The following is a 16,823-nucleotide window of genomic DNA, read 5'->3' as shown; positions in this document are numbered from 1 at the left end:
GGGGCAGCCTGGGAGCCGCCCCCAATTCCCAGGATTTACTTCACCACGGACACCTGCGCGTCGCCCACCCGCCTCAGCACGTTCACCGTGACGTCGCTGCCGTAGCGCTGCACCCGCAGGTCGATCCGTGAGTCGCCGAGCTTCAGGTTGAAGATCGAAACGCCTTCGAGGAAGTCCGGGAGGGTGGGGTTGCGCAGGCGGATGCGGTTGCGGTCGTGCTGGATCTCCAAACCGATGCAGGCCGAGAGGAAGGCGAACGGAGCCGCCGCCGCCCAGGCCTGGGGCGAGCAGGCCACAGGGTAAGAGACGGGGCCGCGCTGGTTGCGGCGCATGAAGCCGCAGAACAGCTCCGGCAGGCGCTTCTGGTCCTGGTAGAGGGCGGTGTCGAACATGCCCTGGAAGATACGGGAGGCCTCCGGCTTCAGGTCGTAGCGCGCGAGGCCCATGGCCACCAGGGCGTTGTCGTGCGGCCAGATCGAGCCGTTGTGATACGACATCGGGTTGTAGCGGGCCTCGCCGCGCGCGATCGTGCGGACGCCCCAGCCGTTGAATCCGTCCTTCGACAGCAGGTTGGCGGCGACGCTCGCGGCGCGCTCCGGCAGGGCGATGCCGGTGAAGAGGGCGTGGCCGGCATTGGACGAGCGCACGGCGCATTGCTTCTTCGCCCCGTCCAGGGCCAGCGCGTAGGTGCCGATCTCCTCGCACCAGAAGGCCTTGTCGAAGTTTTCGCGAAGGGCCAGCGCCTCCTTTCCGAGGCGGGTGGCGAGGTCGTCGTGCCCGAGCAGTGTGGCGAGCTTGGCCATGCCGTTCTTGGCGGCATAGACGTAGCCCTGGACTTCGCACAGGGCGATCGGGCCCTTGGCGAGCTGTCCATCGGTATGGAAGATCGAATCGTGGCTGTCCTTCCAGCCCTGGTTCTCCAGGCCCTTGTCGGTGTCGCGGGCATATTCGACGAAGCCGTCGCCGTCCCGGTCGCCGTACTCGTTCATCCACGTGAGGGCGAGTTCGAGGGCGGGCCAGATGCGCTTGATCGTCTCGATGTCGCCGGTGACCGCGTAATACTCGTAGGCCAGCATGACGAAGAGCGGCGTTCCGTCGATGGTGCCGTAATAGTGGCGGAACGGCACCTCGCCGAGCATCGCCATCTCGCCGCGCCGGGTCTCGTGCAGGACCTTGCCCGGCTGGGCATCGGCGGCGGGGTCCACGGCCTTGGCCTGTGTCGAGGCGAGGTAGCGTAGGACGCCCTTGGCGAAGTTCGGGTCGATCCAGAGCGCCATCATCGCGGTGATGATGCCGTCGCGGCCGAACACGGTTGAGTACCAGGGGATGCCGGCGAAGGGGTAGATGCCCTCGGGCGTGCGGCTCGCCAGCATGTAGAGGTCGGCGGTCGCGCGGCAGGCCGCTTCGTTGAACTGGTCGTTCGACGAGATGATCGTGGTGATCCCGGCGGTGAGCTGGCGCAGGTCCCGGCGCGCGTCGCGATAGGCGCGGGCGAAGATCACGCCCTCACCGAGGCCCTTGGGATGGCGTGCGCCGGCGCTGCTTCCCGCCGCGTGTGACAGGCCGGCGGCGGCGTCCTCGCCGACCTTCTCCGCAGCCGGAGCGCTGGTGAAGGCGCGGTGCGATTCGAAGACGACGCGGATGAACAGGGACGTCCGGCCGCCCGGGGGCAGCGAGACCTCGAACTCGGCGCGGCCCGGCTCGATACGGTGCGGCTTCGGACCGAAGTGGAGGCTCGTGGTACGCACCACCTCGTCGAGGCCGACATAGCGAAACTGGACTTCCGATTCGTTCGCCACCTGCACGCTGCGCTTGCCGCGGACCGGCCGGTCCATGCCGCGCACCTCGAACAGGTCGCGGTAATCGGCGTCGAAGGTCACGCCGATCTTGAGCTTCCAATGGCGCGAATCGTAGTTGCGCAGGCCGATCCGGTCGTAGCAGGCACCCTTGAACAGGAACTTGGTGCGCTCGATGGCGATCAGCTCGCGGGGGATCGTGGTCTCGTCATGGGCATCGATGCGGATGTCCGGCGTCGTCATGTCGACGCTCAGCGCGCCGTTGTCGTCCTGCATCACCGAGGAGAGCAGCAGCGGGCGCTGGTCCTCAATGGTGAAACCGAGGCGCGACAGGTAGCGCGTATCCTGGAAATACAGGCCCTCGGGCCCCGGCAACACGCCGATATCGCCGTAGCTGTCGAGGACGGCGAAGGCCTCGCCGTACTTCAGGGATCGTAAGGGGCGCTCCACCAGCGAGGTCTGTGCCTCGATATGGTATTGCGGCAGCACCTCGTCGGCATCCTGGAAACCCTGCCCCAGCCCGTTCGTGCTGCTGTGACCGTCCTGCGTCGTCGCCGTGGAAGTGTTCGCCGCCATGCCTGAACGTCTCCGGGAAGTGGACTGTCGGACCCGCGGTATCGAAGCCGGGCCTCTCCGGCCCGATGTCGCAGATCGTCTCGGGCGCGTCGACGGGCTCGATGAAGCGACGTTCGCTCTCTGGCCCGAAGCGCTGGATCGTCTATCGCGAATCAAAAGGCCGCCGGTCGCGAAAGGGCGATCCAGCGGCCTTCGATAACCGGTATCGGTGGATCTCACGAATGAGGGCCGTCGACTCGGGAAGAGGTTAGCAAGGCTGGTGCCGTATGGCATCAGCCTTTCTGCAAGGATTTTCAGGCCGGCATGGCAGCCGCGGACAGCGACGGGCGGGCCGAGCCGTTCAGATCGCCGTAATGCGGGGTGAACGCCCCGGCGCGTGGCATCTTGATGATGGTCTTCTCGTTCTCGATCAGCTGCTCGTAGACCGCCACATACTTCTTCACCATGCATTCGGCGGTGAACTGCGTCTCGAAGTGGCGGCGCACGCCGGCGCGGCTCATGGTCTTGACCTTGTGTACGGCCGCGATGGCATCGTCCATCGTGTCGCACAGGACGCCACTGACGCCGTCGGCGATGACCTCCGGCACGGAGCCGTTGCGGAATGCGATCACCGGCGTGCCGGCCGACATCGCCTCGATCATGACGAGGCCGAAGGGCTCCGGCCAGTCGATCGGGAAAGCCAGGGCCAGGGCGTTGCCGAGGAAGTCCTTCTTCTGCTCTTCGTTGATCTCGCCGATGAACTCGACGAGCGGGTGGTGGATCATCGGCTCGATGACCTCGTCCCAATAATCCTGATCGGCCTTGTCCACCTTGGCGGCGATCTTCAGCTTCACGCCGGACTGGATCGCCATCTGAATCGCCCGGTCGGGGCGCTTCTCGGGGGAGATGCGGCCGAGGAAGGCGAGGTAGCCGCCCTTGGCGTCTGGATAATACGGGCAGTTCTCGGACGGCAGGCCGTGATGGATCGTCGCCTGCCAGTTCGAGTTCGACGGCATGGGCTCGCGCTGGTTGTCGGAGATCGACACCAGGGGCATGCCCGTGAAGGTGCGGTAGACCGGCATGAAATCCGGAACGTCGAGGCGACCGTGCATGGTCGTGACGCACTTGTGGTAGAGGTCTTCGAACATCGGATACTGCAGCAGATCGATGTGGAAGTGCAGCACGTCGAACTCATGCGCCCGTTTGTGGACGGCGTGCAGCATCGCCAGATGGCTCGCGGTGTGATCGCGGTAACCGAGAAGGCGAAGACCCTCGGGCGTGCAGGCGGCGAGCTTGGCGGACGTCTCGGAATCGCCGCTGGCGAACAGGGTCACGTCATGTCCCTGCCGGACGAGTTCCTCCGTGATCCACGATACGACGCGCTCGGTGCCGCCGTAGAACTTCGGAGGCACGGCCTCCGAGAGCGGAGCAATCTGGGCAATGCGCACGAAACGTCTCCTGTAAGGTCGAATATTGCGACGACCTAACGCCATCCGGCCTGAGTGGGACATGAACGGAACTCACGGCCAAGGTTCTGGTTCCGTGTGCCCCACGAGTGCCGTTCCTCGCTATCTCCTCCGCCCGGATGTCCCCGAAATCCTCGGTTCCATCTCCCCCGACGGGGTCATCGAGCAGGGGCGGGGCCATGCAGGAAACCGGCCAGACCGGACACCGGCGACGACCGCGGGATTGCTGCTTAAGGGACCTGCGCGGATCGGTCGTGTTGCCGGATACGATCCGCCCCATACTTCCTGAGCATGGCCGGATTTGTGCGACGCACGACGCCCTTGTTTCGCTCAAGGGGGTCGTCTAAGCCTCGCGCCTGCGCAGTCTGGCATTGGAGCAATTCCATACCACACCGGCGCTCGCGAGGCGCTTCGCCCGCCACGAACACGAGAGGTGTCGCATGACAAGCCTGCTGGCGGATTACCTGCCCCTCATCGTTTTCATCGGCGTGTCGTTGTTCATCGCCGTGGCGCTGCTCGTCGCACCGTTCCTCGTCGCTTATAACAGCCCCGATCCGGAGAAGCTCTCTGCTTACGAGTGCGGCTTCAATGCTTTCGACGACGCCCGCATGAAGTTCGACGTGCGGTTCTACCTCGTCGCTATCCTATTCATCATCTTCGACCTTGAAGTCGCGTTCTTGTTCCCCTGGGCAATCACCTTCGGCGAACTCGGCTGGTTCGGCATGTGGTCGATGATGGCCTTCCTCGGCGTGCTCACGGTCGGGTTCGTCTACGAGTGGCGCAAGGGCGCCCTCGAATGGGACTAGACGTCCCGTCAACCTGACAATCGCATTGCCCGAAGCCGGATCCCGAGAAACCGATGGCCTTCAGTCCCGACATGACCCGGATCCCCGCCGTCGCACCCGCGCCGAAGGGGATCATCGATCCGAATACCGGCCGGCCCATCGGCGCCGACGATCCGACCTTCCTGTCGATCAACAGCGAACTCGCCGACCGCGGCTTCCTCATCACCTCGACGGACGACCTCATCAATTGGGCCCGCACCGGGTCGCTGATGTGGATGACATTCGGCCTCGCCTGTTGCGCGGTCGAGATGATGCAGATGTCGATGCCGCGCTATGATTGCGAGCGCTTCGGCTTCGCGCCGCGTGGCTCGCCGCGCCAATCCGACGTGATGATCGTCGCGGGGACTCTGACCAACAAGATGGCCCCCGCCCTGCGCAAGGTCTACGATCAGATGCCGGAGCCGCGCTACGTCATCTCGATGGGCTCCTGCGCCAATGGCGGCGGCTATTACCACTATTCCTATTCGGTGGTGCGCGGCTGCGACCGGGTGGTGCCCGTGGACATCTACGTGCCCGGCTGCCCGCCCACGGCGGAGGCGCTGCTCTACGGCGTGCTCCTCCTGCAGAAGAAGATCCGCCGCACCGGCACGATCGAGCGCTGAGGGGCCGGCATGAGCAACGGAATTTCGATCCTCGCCCATACCGCGGCCCCGGCCGACGGCTCCCTCCAGGCGCTCAGCGACCATGTCGGGTCGGCGCTGGGTCCGGCAATCGTCTCGCGGACCATCGCCTTCGGCGAACTCACGCTGAATGTGCAGGCGAGCGACATCGTCTATGCGCTGACCTATCTGCGCGACGACCCCGCTTGCGCCTTCCGCTGCTTCATCGACATCTGCGGCGCGGATTACCCGAACCGCGAAAAGCGCTTCGACGTCGTCTATCATCTGCTCTCCCTGCGCCATAACGCTCGCATCCGGGTGAAGGTACAGACCGACGACCAGACCCCGGTCCCCTCCGTCATCGACGTGTTCCCGGCCGCCAACTGGTTCGAGCGCGAGACCTACGACCTCTACGGCGTCCTCTTCTCCGGACATCCCGATCTGCGCCGACTGCTGACGGATTACGGGTTCGAAGGGCATCCCCTGCGCAAGGACTTCCCCCTCACCGGCTTTGTCGAGGTCCGCTACGACCAGGACGAGGCCCGCGTGGTCTACGAGCCGGTGAAGCTGGCGCAGGAATTCCGGAACTTCGACTTCCTCTCGCCTTGGGAGGGCACCGAATACGTGCTCCCGGGCGATGAGAAGAAGTCGGCTTGAACAGCGGAGCGAGGCCATGACCGAGCACAACATCCGCAACTTCGCGATCAATTTCGGGCCCCAGCACCCGGCGGCGCACGGCGTGCTGCGCCTCGTGCTGGAACTCGACGGCGAAATCGTGGAGCGGGTCGATCCGCATATCGGCCTGCTCCATCGCGGCACCGAGAAGCTGATCGAGCACAAGACCTACCTGCAGGCCACGCCGTATTTCGACCGGCTCGACTACGTGTCGCCGATGAACCAGGAGCATGCCTTCTGCCTCGGCATCGAGAAGCTGCTCGGCCTTCAGGTGCCGCGCCGGGCCCAGCTCATCCGCGTGTTGTTCTGCGAGATCGGCCGCATCCTCTCGCATCTCCTCAACGTGACCACGCAGGCCATGGATGTGGGCGCGTTGACGCCGCCGCTCTGGGGCTTCGAGGAGCGTGAGAAGCTGATGATCTTCTACGAGCGCGCGTCGGGTGCGCGTCTCCACGCCAACTACTTCCGGCCCGGCGGCGTGCATCAGGACCTGCCGCCGGCGCTGATCGACGACATCGAGGCCTTCATCGACCCGTTCCTGCAGGTGGTGGACGACCTCGACAACCTCGTCATGGGCAACCGCATCTTCAAACAGCGCAACGTCGACATCGGCATCGTCACCGTGGACGAGGCCATGGCCTGGGGCTTCTCCGGGGTGATGGTGCGCGGCTCCGGCATCCCGTGGGACCTGCGCAAGTCGCAGCCCTACGAGTGCTACGAGGAGATGGAGTTCGACGTCCCCGTGGGCAGGAACGGCGACACCTACGATCGCCAGGTCATCCGCATGGAAGAGATGCGCGAATCGGCCAAGATCATGCGGCAATGCTGCGTGAAGCTGCGCGAGCCCGCCGGACAGGGGCGGATCGCGGCCACCGACGGCAAGTTCGCCCCGCCGCCGCGCCGCGAGATGAAGCGATCGATGGAAGCGCTCATCCACCACTTCAAACTCTACACCGAAGGCTTCCACGTCCCGGCCGGCGAGGTCTACGCAGCGGTCGAAGCCCCCAAGGGCGAGTTCGGCGTCTATCTCGTCGCCGACGGCACCAACAAGCCCTACCGTTGCAAGATACGCGCTCCGGGTTTCGCCCATCTCCAGGCCATGGACTGGATGTGCCGCGGCCACATGCTGGCCGACGTGTCCTGCGTGCTCGGCACGCTCGACATCGTGTTCGGCGAGGTGGACCGGTGAGAACAGCTCTCTCGGTCACGGTAGCGTCGATGCTTGCCGGCAACTTGCCGGCTTGGGCCGACGTTTCCTGCGCCCAGTACGAAACGCTTCGCAGCCTGCCTGATGCCTTCAAGGAGACCGGCCGCGGGACTGTTGAGCGCCGCATCGGCGAGCCCGGTACGCCGGGTTTCACCGATCTCGTGCGGCATTCAGACTCGCATTGTGATTGCTTCAACATGCCCATGATCGAGAGGGATCGTGGTCGGCCGATTCCGGACGGTAAGTTCTGGGAGTGCGGTGCTGCCGAGACCGGTACGCCGCTGCCTGCTGACATAAAGGACGCCGAATAAGCTATGGCGAACCGCAGACTCGCCCCCGCCGCCGAGCAGCCCGCGTCCTTCGCGTTCTCTTCCGAGAACGCCGACTGGGCGAAGGGTCAAATCGAGAAATACCCGGAAGGGCGTCAGGCCTCGGCCGTGATTCCGTTGCTGTGGAAGGCGCAGGAGCAGAATGGCGGTTGGCTGCCGCAGAAGGCGATCGAGGCGGTGGCCGCCGAACTCGGTATGCCGCATATCCGCGTGCTCGAAGTGGCGACCTTCTACACGATGTTCGCCCTCGAGCCCGTGGGCCGGTTCTGGATCCAGCTCTGCGGCACGGTGCCGTGCGATTCCTGCGGCGCGCGCGAGTTGAAGGACTACCTTCACGAGCGTCTCGGTGCGCCCGGCCATGTGAGCGCCGACGGCAACTTCTCCTGGCTCGAAGTCGAGTGCCTCGGCGCCTGCTGCAACGCGCCGATGGCGCAGATCAACCAGGATTACTACGAGGACCTGACGCCGGATCTCCTCGGCACGCTGATGGACGATCTGGCGGCCGGCCGCCCGGTGAAGGTCGGTTCGCAGGTGGGGCGCACCTCGTCCGAGCCGAAGGGCGGCGCCGATACCCTCACCGACGCGACCTTGTTCGACGGCTCCCGAGTGGGCGCCTGGCGCAAGCGCTTCGAGGAGCATGCGGCCGACGACACCACGTCCGAGGGCAAATCCGAAGCTGCGTCTTCCGAGCAGCGCGCCGCCACCGATCCCAAACCCGCCAAACCCGATGCAGGCCGCGCCGCCGCCTCGTCGGCCTCGGACGGCCCTGCCCAGCGTTCGGCCGGAGGCGAAGAGCCGGTCAAGGCCGGTGATAAGGTTGATGCCGCGGATGCCACGGACTCCAAGGTCCAGCCGGGTCATCCCACGGCCGATGCCGGTGTGACGGTTGCGCGCGTCGAAGCCGCCGGTGCCGAAGCAGGAACGCAATCCGACCTGCCCCGGGACGAGCCGCCGCCGCAGCCCCTCGCCTCGGGTGCCAGCGACGATCTGGGGCCGGACGACGCGACGTCGCCTCCGACGGCCGCCAAGCCGAGGAAGACGGCGCCCAATCCCGGCGCTCCGAAGACGGAGGGGAACTGACATGCTCTCCGATCAGGATCGCATCTTCACCAATCTGTACGGCCTTCATTCCCCCGGTCTCGACGAGGCCAGGAAGCGTGGTGCCTGGGACGGCACCAAGTTCCTGCTGGAAATGGGCCGCGACTGGATCATCGACGAGATGAAAGCGTCCGGGCTTCGCGGGCGCGGCGGTGCCGGCTTCCCGACGGGCCTGAAATGGTCGTTCATGCCCAAGAAGTCGGATGGGCGGCCGCATTACCTTGTGGTCAACGCCGACGAATCCGAGCCGGGCACCTGCAAGGACCGGGAGATCATGCGGCACGATCCGCATCTCCTGATCGAGGGCTGCATGCTAGCCTCGTTCTCGATGGCCGCCCATGCCTGCTACATCTACATCCGCGGCGAGTACGTGGCGGAGAAGCACGCCCTGCAGAAGGCGGTGGACGAGGCTTATGCGGCCCGCCTCGTGGGCAAGGACAACGTCCACGGTTACCCGTTCGACATCTACGTCCATCACGGTGCCGGCGCTTATATCTGCGGCGAGGAGACGGCGCTGCTGGAAAGCCTCGAGGGCAAGAAGGGCATGCCGCGGCTGAAGCCGCCTTTCCCGGCCAATATGGGCCTCTACGGCTGTCCCACCACGGTGAACAACGTCGAGTCCATCGCGGTGGCGGGCACCATCCTGCGCCGGGGCGGCGCCTGGTTCGCAGGGTTGGGCGGCAAGAACAACACCGGCACCAAGCTGTTCTGCGTGTCGGGCCACGTCAACAAGCCCTGCAACGTCGAGGAAGAGCTCGGCATCACCTTCCGCGAGCTCATCGACAAGCATTGCGGCGGCATGCGCGGCGGCTGGGACAACCTGCTCTGCTCCATCCCCGGCGGCTCTTCGGTGCCCCTGGTGCCGGCCGAGCAGATCATCGACGCCAAGATGGATTTCGACACCCTGCGCGGCCTCGGCTCCGGCCTCGGCACGGCGGCGGTGATCGTTCTCGACCGCTCCACGGACATCGTCTCGGCCATTGCCCGCATCGCCTATTTCTACAAGCACGAGAGCTGCGGCCAGTGCACGCCCTGCCGCGAGGGCACCGGCTGGATGTGGCGCGTGATGCTGCGCATGGCCGAGGGCCGCGCCCAGCGCCGCGAGATCGACATGCTCCTCGACGTGACGAAGCAGATCGAGGGCCACACGATCTGTGCCCTCGGCGACGCGGCGGCCTGGCCGATCCAGGGCCTCATCCGCCATTTCCGCCCCGAGATCGAAAAGCGCATCGACCGCTACAGCGCCAACCCGCATAGCGATCCTGTGCGGATCGCGGCGGAGTGATCGCCATGTCTTTCGGACCGATGTTCGACACCGAGAAGCACGCATGACCAAGCTCATCGTCGACGGCACCGAGGTCGATGTTCCGGCCGAGTACACCCTGCTGCAGGCCTGCGAAGTCGCGGGCGCGGAGATCCCGCGCTTCTGCTTCCACGAACGGCTGTCCATCGCCGGCAATTGCCGCATGTGCCTGGTGGAGTTGAAGGGCGCTCCGAAGCCCGTGGCCTCCTGCGCCTACGCGGTGAAGGATTGCCGGCCCGGCCCAAACGGCGAGCCGCCCGAGATCCTCACCCGGTCGGGAACCACGAAGAAGGCCCGCGAGGGGGTGATGGAGTTCCTCCTCATCAACCACCCGCTCGATTGCCCGATCTGCGACCAGGGCGGCCATTGCGATCTGCAGGATCAGGCCATGGCCTACGGCGTCGATTCGACCCGCTACGGCGAGAACAAGCGGGCGGTCGAAGAGAAATACATCGGCCCGCTGGTGCGGACCGCCATGAACCGCTGCATCCATTGCACCCGCTGCGTCCGCTTCCTGGCGGAAGTGGCCGGCGTGCCGGATCTCGGCGCCATCGGCCGCGGCGAGGACATGGAGATCACGAGCTATCTCGAGAGCGCCATGGGCTCCGAGCTCCAGGGCAACGTCGCCGATCTCTGCCCGGTGGGCGCCCTCGTCCATAAGCCGCAGAGCTACGAGGTGCGGCCCTGGGAGCTGTCGAAGACCGAATCCATCGACGTGATGGATGCGGTCGGCTGCGCCATCCGCGTCGATGCCCGTGGCCGCGAGGTGATGCAGATCGAGCCGCGCGTCAACGAGGACATCAACGAGGAGTGGATCTCCGACAAGACCCGCCACGCGGTGGACGGCCTGCGCGCGCAGCGTCTCGACCGTCCGTATCTGCGCGAGAACGGCCGCCTGCGTCCGGCCTCCTGGGGTGAGGCCTTCGCGGCCATCGCCGCGAAGACGAAGAGCGCCGATCCGAAGCGCGTCGGCGCCATCGTCGGCGATCTCGCCGCCGTGGAGGAGATCTATGCCCTGAAGACCCTGATGGGGTCGCTCGGCGTGACCAATCTCGATTGCCGTCAGGCCGGCGAGGCGATCGATCCCGCCTGGGGCCGGGCCGCCTACGCCTTCAATCCCACCATCCCGGGGATCGAGGATGCGGACGCGATTCTCCTGGTCGGGACCAATCCGCGCCTGGAAGCCTCGCTCCTCAACGTGCGCATCCGCAAGCGCTGGCGGATGGCGCCGCTGGCAGTGGGCCTCATCGGCGAGGCCGTGGATCTCACCTATCCCCATACCTATCTCGGCGCCGGCCCCGACACCCTGGCCGACATCGCCGCCGGTCGGCACAGCTTCGCCGAGGTGCTGAAGGGTGCGAGCCGTCCCCTCGTCATCGTCGGGACCGGGGCGCTGTCCCGTCCGGACGGAGCCGCCATCCTCTCGGCGGCGGCCAAGCTCGCCAAGGACGTCGGGGCGGTCACGTCGGAATGGAAGGGTTTCGCCGTGCTCCAGACCACCGCCGCCCGTGTCGGCGCCCTCGATCTCGGCTTCGTGCCGGGGGAGGGGGGGCTCGACTTCGCCGCGATGGCCGAGCCGGGTGCCCTGGACGTGTTGTTCAACCTCGGCGCCGACGAGATCGAGATCGGTGCCGGTGCCTTCGTGATCTACCAGGGCACCCACGGCGACCGTGGCGCCACCCGCGCCGACGTGATCCTGCCGGGGGCCGCCTATACCGAGAAGAACGCCACCTTCGTGAACCTCGAAGGCCGGGTGCAGACCACCAACCGCGCCGGCTTCCCGCCGGGCGACGCCCGCGAGGATTGGGCGATCCTGCGCGCCCTGTCCGATGTTCTCGGCAAGCGCCTGGCCTTCGACTCCCTCGGCGCCCTGCGGCGCGCGCTCTATGCGGAATATCCGCATTTCGCCGCCCTCGACGCGGTGGCGCCGGGCGACGTCGCCGCCACGGTCGAGACCCTGGCGAGCCTCGGCGGCGAGGCGAACCGCTCGGCCTTCGTGTCGGCGGTGCCGGACTTCTATCTCACCAACGCCATCGCCCGCGCCTCGCGCGTGCTGGCCGAATGTTCGAGCCTCGCGCGGACGCGCGGACTCGAAGCGGCGGAATAGGGGCTGCCGACCATGCTGGAAATCGTCGGCACCGTCCTGCTTCTGGTGCTCAAGAGCTTCGTGCTCCTGGCGCTGCTTCTCGTCTTCATCGCCTACGCGCTGCTGGCCGATCGCAAGATCTGGGCGGCAGTGCAGCTGCGGCGCGGCCCCAACGTGGTCGGGCCCTGGGGCCTGCTGCAATCCTTCGCCGATCTCCTGAAGTTCGTGCTGAAGGAGCCGGTGATCCCGGCCGGCGCCAACAAGGCGTTGTTCTTGCTGGCGCCCCTGGTCTTCGCCACGCTGGCCCTGGCGGGCTGGGCGGTGATCCCGCTGGCGGAAGGCTGGGCCATCGCCGATCTCAATGTCGGCATCACCTACATCTTCGCGATCTCGAGCTTGGGCGTCTACGGCGTGCTGATGGGCGGCTGGGCCTCGAACTCGAAATACGCCTTCCTCGGCGCCCTGCGCTCCGCCGCGCAGATGATCTCCTACGAAGTGTCCCTCGGCTTCGTCATCATCTGCGTCCTGCTCTGCGCCGGCTCGCTCAACCTCTCGCGCATCGTCATGGCGCAGGACACTTCGCTCGGCATCCTCGGCTGGTACTGGCTCTGGCTGTTCCCGATGTTCGTGGTGTTCTTCATCTCGGCACTCGCCGAAACCAACCGCCCGCCCTTCGATCTGCCGGAGGCCGAATCGGAGCTCGTGGCGGGCTACATGGTCGAGTATTCCTCGACGCCGTACCTGCTGTTCATGCTCGGCGAGTACGTGGCGATCATGACCATGTGCGCGCTCGGAACGGTGCTGTTCCTCGGCGGCTGGCTCTCGCCGATCCCGTTCGCGCCCTTCACCTGGGTGCCGGGGCTGATCTGGTTCGCTCTGAAGGCGAGCTTCCTGTTCTTCATGATCGCCATGGTGAAGGCCATGGTGCCGCGCTACCGCTACGACCAGCTCATGCGCCTCGGCTGGAAGGTGTTCCTTCCGCTCTCGCTCGTCTCGGTCGTCGTCGTCGCCTTCGTCCTCAAGCTCACCGGCCTCGCGCCGGGGGCATGATGCAACGCATAAGGGAGATCGCGCCATGAAGCTCGATCAGGTCGCCAAGGGTCTGCTGCTGAAGGAGTTCGTGTCGGGGTTCGCCCTCGCCATGCGCTACTTCTTCAAACCCAAGGCCACGATCAACTACCCTTTCGAGATGGGGCATCGCGGTCCGCGCTTCCGCGGGGAGCATGCGCTGCGCCGCTATCCCAACGGGGAAGAGCGCTGCATCGCCTGCAAGCTGTGCGAGGCGATCTGCCCGGCGCAGGCCATCACCATCGAGGCCGGCCCGCGCCGTAACGACGGCACGCGGCGCACCACGCGCTACGACATCGACATGGTGAAGTGCATCTATTGCGGCATGTGCCAGGAGGCCTGCCCGGTGGATGCCATCGTCGAGGGGCCGAATCTCGAATTCTCCGTGGAGACCCGCGAGGAGCTTCTCTACGACAAGGACAAGCTGCTCCTGAACGGCGACCGCTGGGAGCGCGAGATCGCGCGCAACATCGCGGTGGACGCGCCATACCGGTGATGACGGGAGCCCCGGCGGTTGTGCGCCGCAGGGGTGGGTTCTATAGACGGGCGGCCTGCACGGGCTGGTTTGAATTTCGGCAGAAGGGGCCGTCCTCGGGACGGCTGATCTCCATAGTCGCATGAGTGCAGCCGCAGCCTTCTTCTACCTGTTCGCCGGCATCGCGATCGCGTCCGCGTTCATGGTGATCACCTCGCGCAATCCAGTCGCGTCGGTGCTCTTCCTCATCCTGACCTTCGTCAACGCGGCGGGCCTGTTCGTCCTGATGGGCGCCGAGTTCCTCGCGATGATCCTCGTGGTGGTCTATGTCGGCGCGGTCGCCGTTCTGTTCCTCTTCGTCGTGATGATGCTCGACGTGGATTTCGCGCAGCTGCGCCAGGGCTTCCAGCAATACCTCCCCGTGGGGGCGCTGATCGGGGCCGTCTTCCTCATCGAACTCCTGCTCGTGGTGGGCTCCTGGACGATCGATCCCGGCCTGATGCAGGCGCCGCTGGGTCCGCTTGCCAATGTCGAGGGCGTCACCAACACCCAGATGCTCGGGCGCGTGCTCTACACGGATTACGTCTTCTACTTTCAGCTGGCCGGGCTCATCCTGCTGGTGGCGATGATCGGTGCCATCGTGCTCACCCTGCGCGACAGGCCGGGCGTGAAGCGCCAGAACATCTCCGTGCAGAACGCGCGGACGCAGGACATGGCGGTGGAGACCCGCAAGGTGCCCTCGCGCCAGGGTGTCGAGGTCTGATGTCGGCTCTGCAGAAGGATCAGCGCTCATGATCGGCTTGAGCCATTATCTCACGGTGGCGGCGATCCTGTTCACGCTCGGCGTGCTCGGCATCTTCGTGAACCGCAAGAACATCATCGTCATCCTGATGTCGGTGGAGCTCATCCTGCTCGCGGTGAACATCAACCTCGTGGCGTTCTCCACCCATCTCAACGACATCACCGGCCAGGTCTTCGCCCTGTTCGTGCTCACGGTGGCGGCGGCGGAGGCGGCCATCGGGCTCGCCATCCTCGTCGTCTTCTTCCGAAACCGCGGCTCCATCGCGGTGGAGGACGTGAACATGATGAAGGGCTGATCTTCCCCCAAGCCGAGCCGCGCGGCACCCCGCGCGATCCCATTGACGAGAATGGAGCGAGGCCGGTCATCCGGTACGCTTCCGGAGGCCGGGCCAGCCAGCGATGTATCACGCGATCGTCTTCTTCCCGCTCATCGGCGCCCTGCTCGCCGGCCTGTTCGGCCGCCAGCTCGGCCCTCGCGTGTGCGAGTACATCACCACCGGCTTCCTCGCCTTCTCCGCCCTCCTGTCCTGGGGCGCCTTCTTCGAGGTACCGGGCTCGGACCACGCCACCCGCGTGCAGGTGGCGACATGGTTCACCGCCGGCGACCTCGTCGTCGACTGGGCTTTCCGGATCGACACGCTCACCGTTGTGATGCTGGTGGTGGTGACGACGGTCTCGACCCTCGTCCACCTCTACTCCGTGGGCTACATGGCGGAGGATCCGCACCGGCCGCGCTTCTTCGCCTACCTGTCACTGTTCACCTTCGCCATGCTGATGCTGGTGACGGCCGACAACCTGGTGCAGATGTTCTTCGGCTGGGAAGGCGTCGGCCTCGCCTCCTACCTGCTGATCGGGTTCTGGTACGAGAAGCCCTCGGCCAATGCGGCGGCGATGAAGGCCTTCATCGTCAACCGCGTCGGCGATTTCGGCTTCTCGCTCGGCATCTTCCTCGTCTTCGTCCTGTTCGGTTCCGTGGCCTTCGACGGCATCCTGCCGCGCGCCGCCGAGTTCAAGGACGCCACCTTCCACTTCCTCGGCTATGACTGGAACGCCATGACCCTGGCGTGCCTGCTCCTGTTCATGGGCGCCATGGGCAAGTCGGCGCAGTTCATGCTCCACACGTGGTTGCCCGACGCCATGGAAGGGCCGACCCCGGTCTCCGCCCTGATCCACGCCGCGACCATGGTCACCGCCGGCGTGTTCATGGTGGCGCGCCTATCGCCCCTGTTCGAGGTGGCGCCCAATGCCCTCATCGTGGTGACCGTCATCGGCGGCATCACCGCGTTCTTCGCGGCCACGATCGGCATGGTGCAGAACGACATCAAGCGGGTCATCGCCTACTCGACCTGTTCGCAGCTCGGCTACATGTTCGTGGCGCTCGGCGTCGGCGCGTATTCGGCCGCCGTCTTCCACCTCTTCACCCATGCCTTCTTCAAGGCGCTGCTGTTCCTCGGCGCTGGCTCGGTCATCCACGCGATGCACCACGAGCAGGACATGCGGAACATGGGCGCTTTGCGCCGCTACATTCCCTTCACCTCGGCGATGATGACCATCGGCACCCTGGCGCTGATCGGCTTCCCCTTCACCGCCGGCTACTACTCGAAGGATGCGATCATCGAGGCGGCCTACGCCTCGACGCGGCCGGGCCACACGCTCGCCTTCCTGGCCACCGTCATCGCCGCCCTGATGACCTCGTTCTATTCCTGGCGTCTGTTCTTCATGACCTTCGAAGGACCGGCGCGCTGGGCCGGTCATGGCTCCGATCACGGCGCCGCTCATCATGACGACCATCACGCGGCACCGGCCTCGGCGCATGCGCACGCGGCGGTCCAGGCGGACGGTGCGCCGGGCCACCACGAAGGCGTCGCCCATGACGACAAGGGCCACGACGTCGAGCCCGCGTCGCACAGCGCCATCGAGCACCACGACCATGCGCACACGCCGCATGAGAGCCCGTTGGTGATGACGATCCCGCTGGCGATCCTTGCCTTCGGCGCGCTCTTCGCCGGTCTGATCTTCAAGAACCGCTTCATCGGCGAGGGCATGGAGTCGTTCTGGGGGCATGCCCTCGGCCACGGCCCCGACAACCACATCATGCACGACATCCATTCGGTGCCGGCGCTGGTCGCTTACTCGCCCTTCATCATGCTGGTGATCGGCTTCCTGCTGGCCTTCTGGATGTATATCCGCCGGCCGGAACTGCCGCGCCAGCTCGCCGCGCAGCAGCCGAGCCTGTACCAATTCCTGCTCAACAAGTGGTATTTCGACGAACTCTACGAGCGCATCTTCGTCCGGCCGGCCAAGAACTTCGGCAAGTTCCTGTGGAAGGAGGGCGACGGGCGCGTCATCGACGGGCTCGGCCCCGACGGGATCGCCACGCGCGTGCTCGACGTCACCCGCGGCGTGGTCCGGCTCCAGACCGGCTACGTCTATCACTACGCCTTCGTCATGCTCATCGGCGTCGCCGCGATCATCAGCTGGTACATGCTCACCGGCCTGCCGAAGGTCGGGCACTGATGT

The 16,823-nt window shown here is 65.9% G+C and carries 15 protein-coding genes; 13 read left to right on the top strand and 2 right to left on the bottom strand.

The window, feature by feature from the left end; all coding sequences use genetic code 11:
- Window positions 1-35: 35 nt before the first annotated feature.
- Complete coding sequence (locus tag ASF08_RS16570; protein WP_200931872.1) at window positions 36-2,372, bottom strand: amylo-alpha-1,6-glucosidase; 2,337 nt, start codon at window positions 2,370-2,372, stop codon at window positions 36-38.
- A gap of 293 nt (window positions 2,373-2,665) precedes the next feature.
- The gene (locus ASF08_RS16565; RefSeq protein WP_056147320.1) at window positions 2,666-3,799 is read right to left on the bottom strand and encodes a glycosyltransferase family 4 protein; all 1,134 of its coding nucleotides are present in this window, start codon (window positions 3,797-3,799) and stop codon (window positions 2,666-2,668) included.
- Window positions 3,800-4,257: 458 nt separating this feature from the next.
- On the opposite strand from ASF08_RS16565, the gene ASF08_RS16560 reads away from it, so the two are divergent.
- The 13 genes from ASF08_RS16560 to nuoL all read left to right on the top strand — a co-directional run bounded on the left by ASF08_RS16560 (window position 4,258) and on the right by nuoL (window position 16,820).
- The gene (locus tag ASF08_RS16560) at window positions 4,258-4,623 is read left to right on the top strand and encodes an NADH-quinone oxidoreductase subunit A (protein ID WP_018042016.1); all 366 of its coding nucleotides are present in this window, start codon (window positions 4,258-4,260) and stop codon (window positions 4,621-4,623) included.
- 53 nt (window positions 4,624-4,676) lie between these two features.
- On the top strand, window positions 4,677-5,264 hold the full coding sequence (locus ASF08_RS16555; RefSeq protein WP_018042017.1) for a NuoB/complex I 20 kDa subunit family protein: 588 nt from the start codon (window positions 4,677-4,679) through the stop codon (window positions 5,262-5,264).
- Window positions 5,265-5,273: 9 nt separating this feature from the next.
- Window positions 5,274-5,918 (top strand): NADH-quinone oxidoreductase subunit C, encoded by a 645-nt coding sequence (locus tag ASF08_RS16550; RefSeq protein ID WP_018042018.1) that lies wholly within the window; start codon window positions 5,274-5,276, stop codon window positions 5,916-5,918.
- A 16-nt stretch (window positions 5,919-5,934) separates the two neighbouring features.
- A complete protein-coding gene (locus ASF08_RS16545) occupies window positions 5,935-7,125 on the top strand; it encodes an NADH-quinone oxidoreductase subunit D (protein WP_056147317.1) in 1,191 nt (396 codons plus the stop codon).
- Entirely contained in the window at window positions 7,122-7,454 is a 333-nt protein-coding gene (locus tag ASF08_RS16540; protein WP_156629626.1) for a hypothetical protein, read from the top strand. The genes ASF08_RS16545 and ASF08_RS16540 overlap by 4 nt, the downstream gene beginning before the upstream one ends.
- Before the next feature lie 3 nt (window positions 7,455-7,457).
- Entirely contained in the window at window positions 7,458-8,552 is a 1,095-nt protein-coding gene (nuoE, locus tag ASF08_RS16535) for an NADH-quinone oxidoreductase subunit NuoE (RefSeq protein ID WP_056147311.1), read from the top strand.
- 1 nt (window position 8,553) lies between these two features.
- Window positions 8,554-9,855, top strand: coding sequence for an NADH-quinone oxidoreductase subunit NuoF (nuoF, locus tag ASF08_RS16530; RefSeq protein WP_056147306.1), 1,302 nt, complete (start codon window positions 8,554-8,556; stop codon window positions 9,853-9,855).
- A 43-nt stretch (window positions 9,856-9,898) separates the two neighbouring features.
- Complete coding sequence (gene nuoG / locus ASF08_RS16525) at window positions 9,899-11,980, top strand: NADH-quinone oxidoreductase subunit NuoG (RefSeq protein ID WP_056147303.1); 2,082 nt, start codon at window positions 9,899-9,901, stop codon at window positions 11,978-11,980.
- 12 nt (window positions 11,981-11,992) lie between these two features.
- A complete protein-coding gene (gene nuoH, locus ASF08_RS16520; RefSeq protein WP_018042023.1) occupies window positions 11,993-13,009 on the top strand; it encodes an NADH-quinone oxidoreductase subunit NuoH in 1,017 nt (338 codons plus the stop codon).
- A gap of 25 nt (window positions 13,010-13,034) precedes the next feature.
- On the top strand, window positions 13,035-13,523 hold the full coding sequence (nuoI, locus tag ASF08_RS16515; protein ID WP_018042024.1) for an NADH-quinone oxidoreductase subunit NuoI: 489 nt from the start codon (window positions 13,035-13,037) through the stop codon (window positions 13,521-13,523).
- A gap of 121 nt (window positions 13,524-13,644) precedes the next feature.
- A complete protein-coding gene (locus tag ASF08_RS16510) occupies window positions 13,645-14,265 on the top strand; it encodes an NADH-quinone oxidoreductase subunit J (RefSeq protein ID WP_056147301.1) in 621 nt (206 codons plus the stop codon).
- Between the two features lie 28 nt (window positions 14,266-14,293).
- Window positions 14,294-14,599: an NADH-quinone oxidoreductase subunit NuoK gene (gene nuoK, locus ASF08_RS16505; RefSeq protein WP_018042026.1), complete on the top strand. Its 306-nt coding sequence runs from the start codon at window positions 14,294-14,296 to the stop codon at window positions 14,597-14,599.
- Window positions 14,600-14,702: 103 nt separating this feature from the next.
- Entirely contained in the window at window positions 14,703-16,820 is a 2,118-nt protein-coding gene (gene nuoL, locus ASF08_RS16500) for an NADH-quinone oxidoreductase subunit L (RefSeq protein WP_056147298.1), read from the top strand.
- Window positions 16,821-16,823: the final 3 nt, after the last annotated feature.

Origin of the sequence: Methylobacterium sp. Leaf85 (genome assembly GCF_001422125.1) — a bacterium.
Taxonomy (GTDB): domain Bacteria; phylum Pseudomonadota; class Alphaproteobacteria; order Rhizobiales; family Beijerinckiaceae; genus Methylobacterium; species Methylobacterium bullatum.
Note: the sequence above shows the minus strand (reverse complement) of the source record. Positions and strands in the feature narration are given on the sequence as shown.

What these genes read in the sequence shown, in the direction of transcription:
- nuoK (WP_018042026.1), top strand. Translation starts at nt 14,294, where the DNA reads ATGATCGGCTTGAGCCATTATCTCACGGTGGCGGCGATCCTGTTCACG.
- ASF08_RS16555 (WP_018042017.1), top strand. Translation starts at nt 4,677, where the DNA reads ATGGCCTTCAGTCCCGACATGACCCGGATCCCCGCCGTCGCACCCGCG.
- ASF08_RS16570 (WP_200931872.1), bottom strand. Translation starts at nt 2,372, where the DNA reads ATGGCGGCGAACACTTCCACGGCGACGACGCAGGACGGTCACAGCAGC.
- nuoG (WP_056147303.1), top strand. Translation starts at nt 9,899, where the DNA reads ATGACCAAGCTCATCGTCGACGGCACCGAGGTCGATGTTCCGGCCGAG.
- ASF08_RS16510 (WP_056147301.1), top strand. Translation starts at nt 13,645, where the DNA reads ATGAGTGCAGCCGCAGCCTTCTTCTACCTGTTCGCCGGCATCGCGATC.
- nuoE (WP_056147311.1), top strand. Translation starts at nt 7,458, where the DNA reads ATGGCGAACCGCAGACTCGCCCCCGCCGCCGAGCAGCCCGCGTCCTTC.
- ASF08_RS16545 (WP_056147317.1), top strand. Translation starts at nt 5,935, where the DNA reads ATGACCGAGCACAACATCCGCAACTTCGCGATCAATTTCGGGCCCCAG.
- nuoF (WP_056147306.1), top strand. Translation starts at nt 8,554, where the DNA reads ATGCTCTCCGATCAGGATCGCATCTTCACCAATCTGTACGGCCTTCAT.
- ASF08_RS16560 (WP_018042016.1), top strand. Translation starts at nt 4,258, where the DNA reads ATGACAAGCCTGCTGGCGGATTACCTGCCCCTCATCGTTTTCATCGGC.
- nuoI (WP_018042024.1), top strand. Translation starts at nt 13,035, where the DNA reads ATGAAGCTCGATCAGGTCGCCAAGGGTCTGCTGCTGAAGGAGTTCGTG.
- nuoL (WP_056147298.1), top strand. Translation starts at nt 14,703, where the DNA reads ATGTATCACGCGATCGTCTTCTTCCCGCTCATCGGCGCCCTGCTCGCC.
- ASF08_RS16550 (WP_018042018.1), top strand. Translation starts at nt 5,274, where the DNA reads ATGAGCAACGGAATTTCGATCCTCGCCCATACCGCGGCCCCGGCCGAC.
- nuoH (WP_018042023.1), top strand. Translation starts at nt 11,993, where the DNA reads ATGCTGGAAATCGTCGGCACCGTCCTGCTTCTGGTGCTCAAGAGCTTC.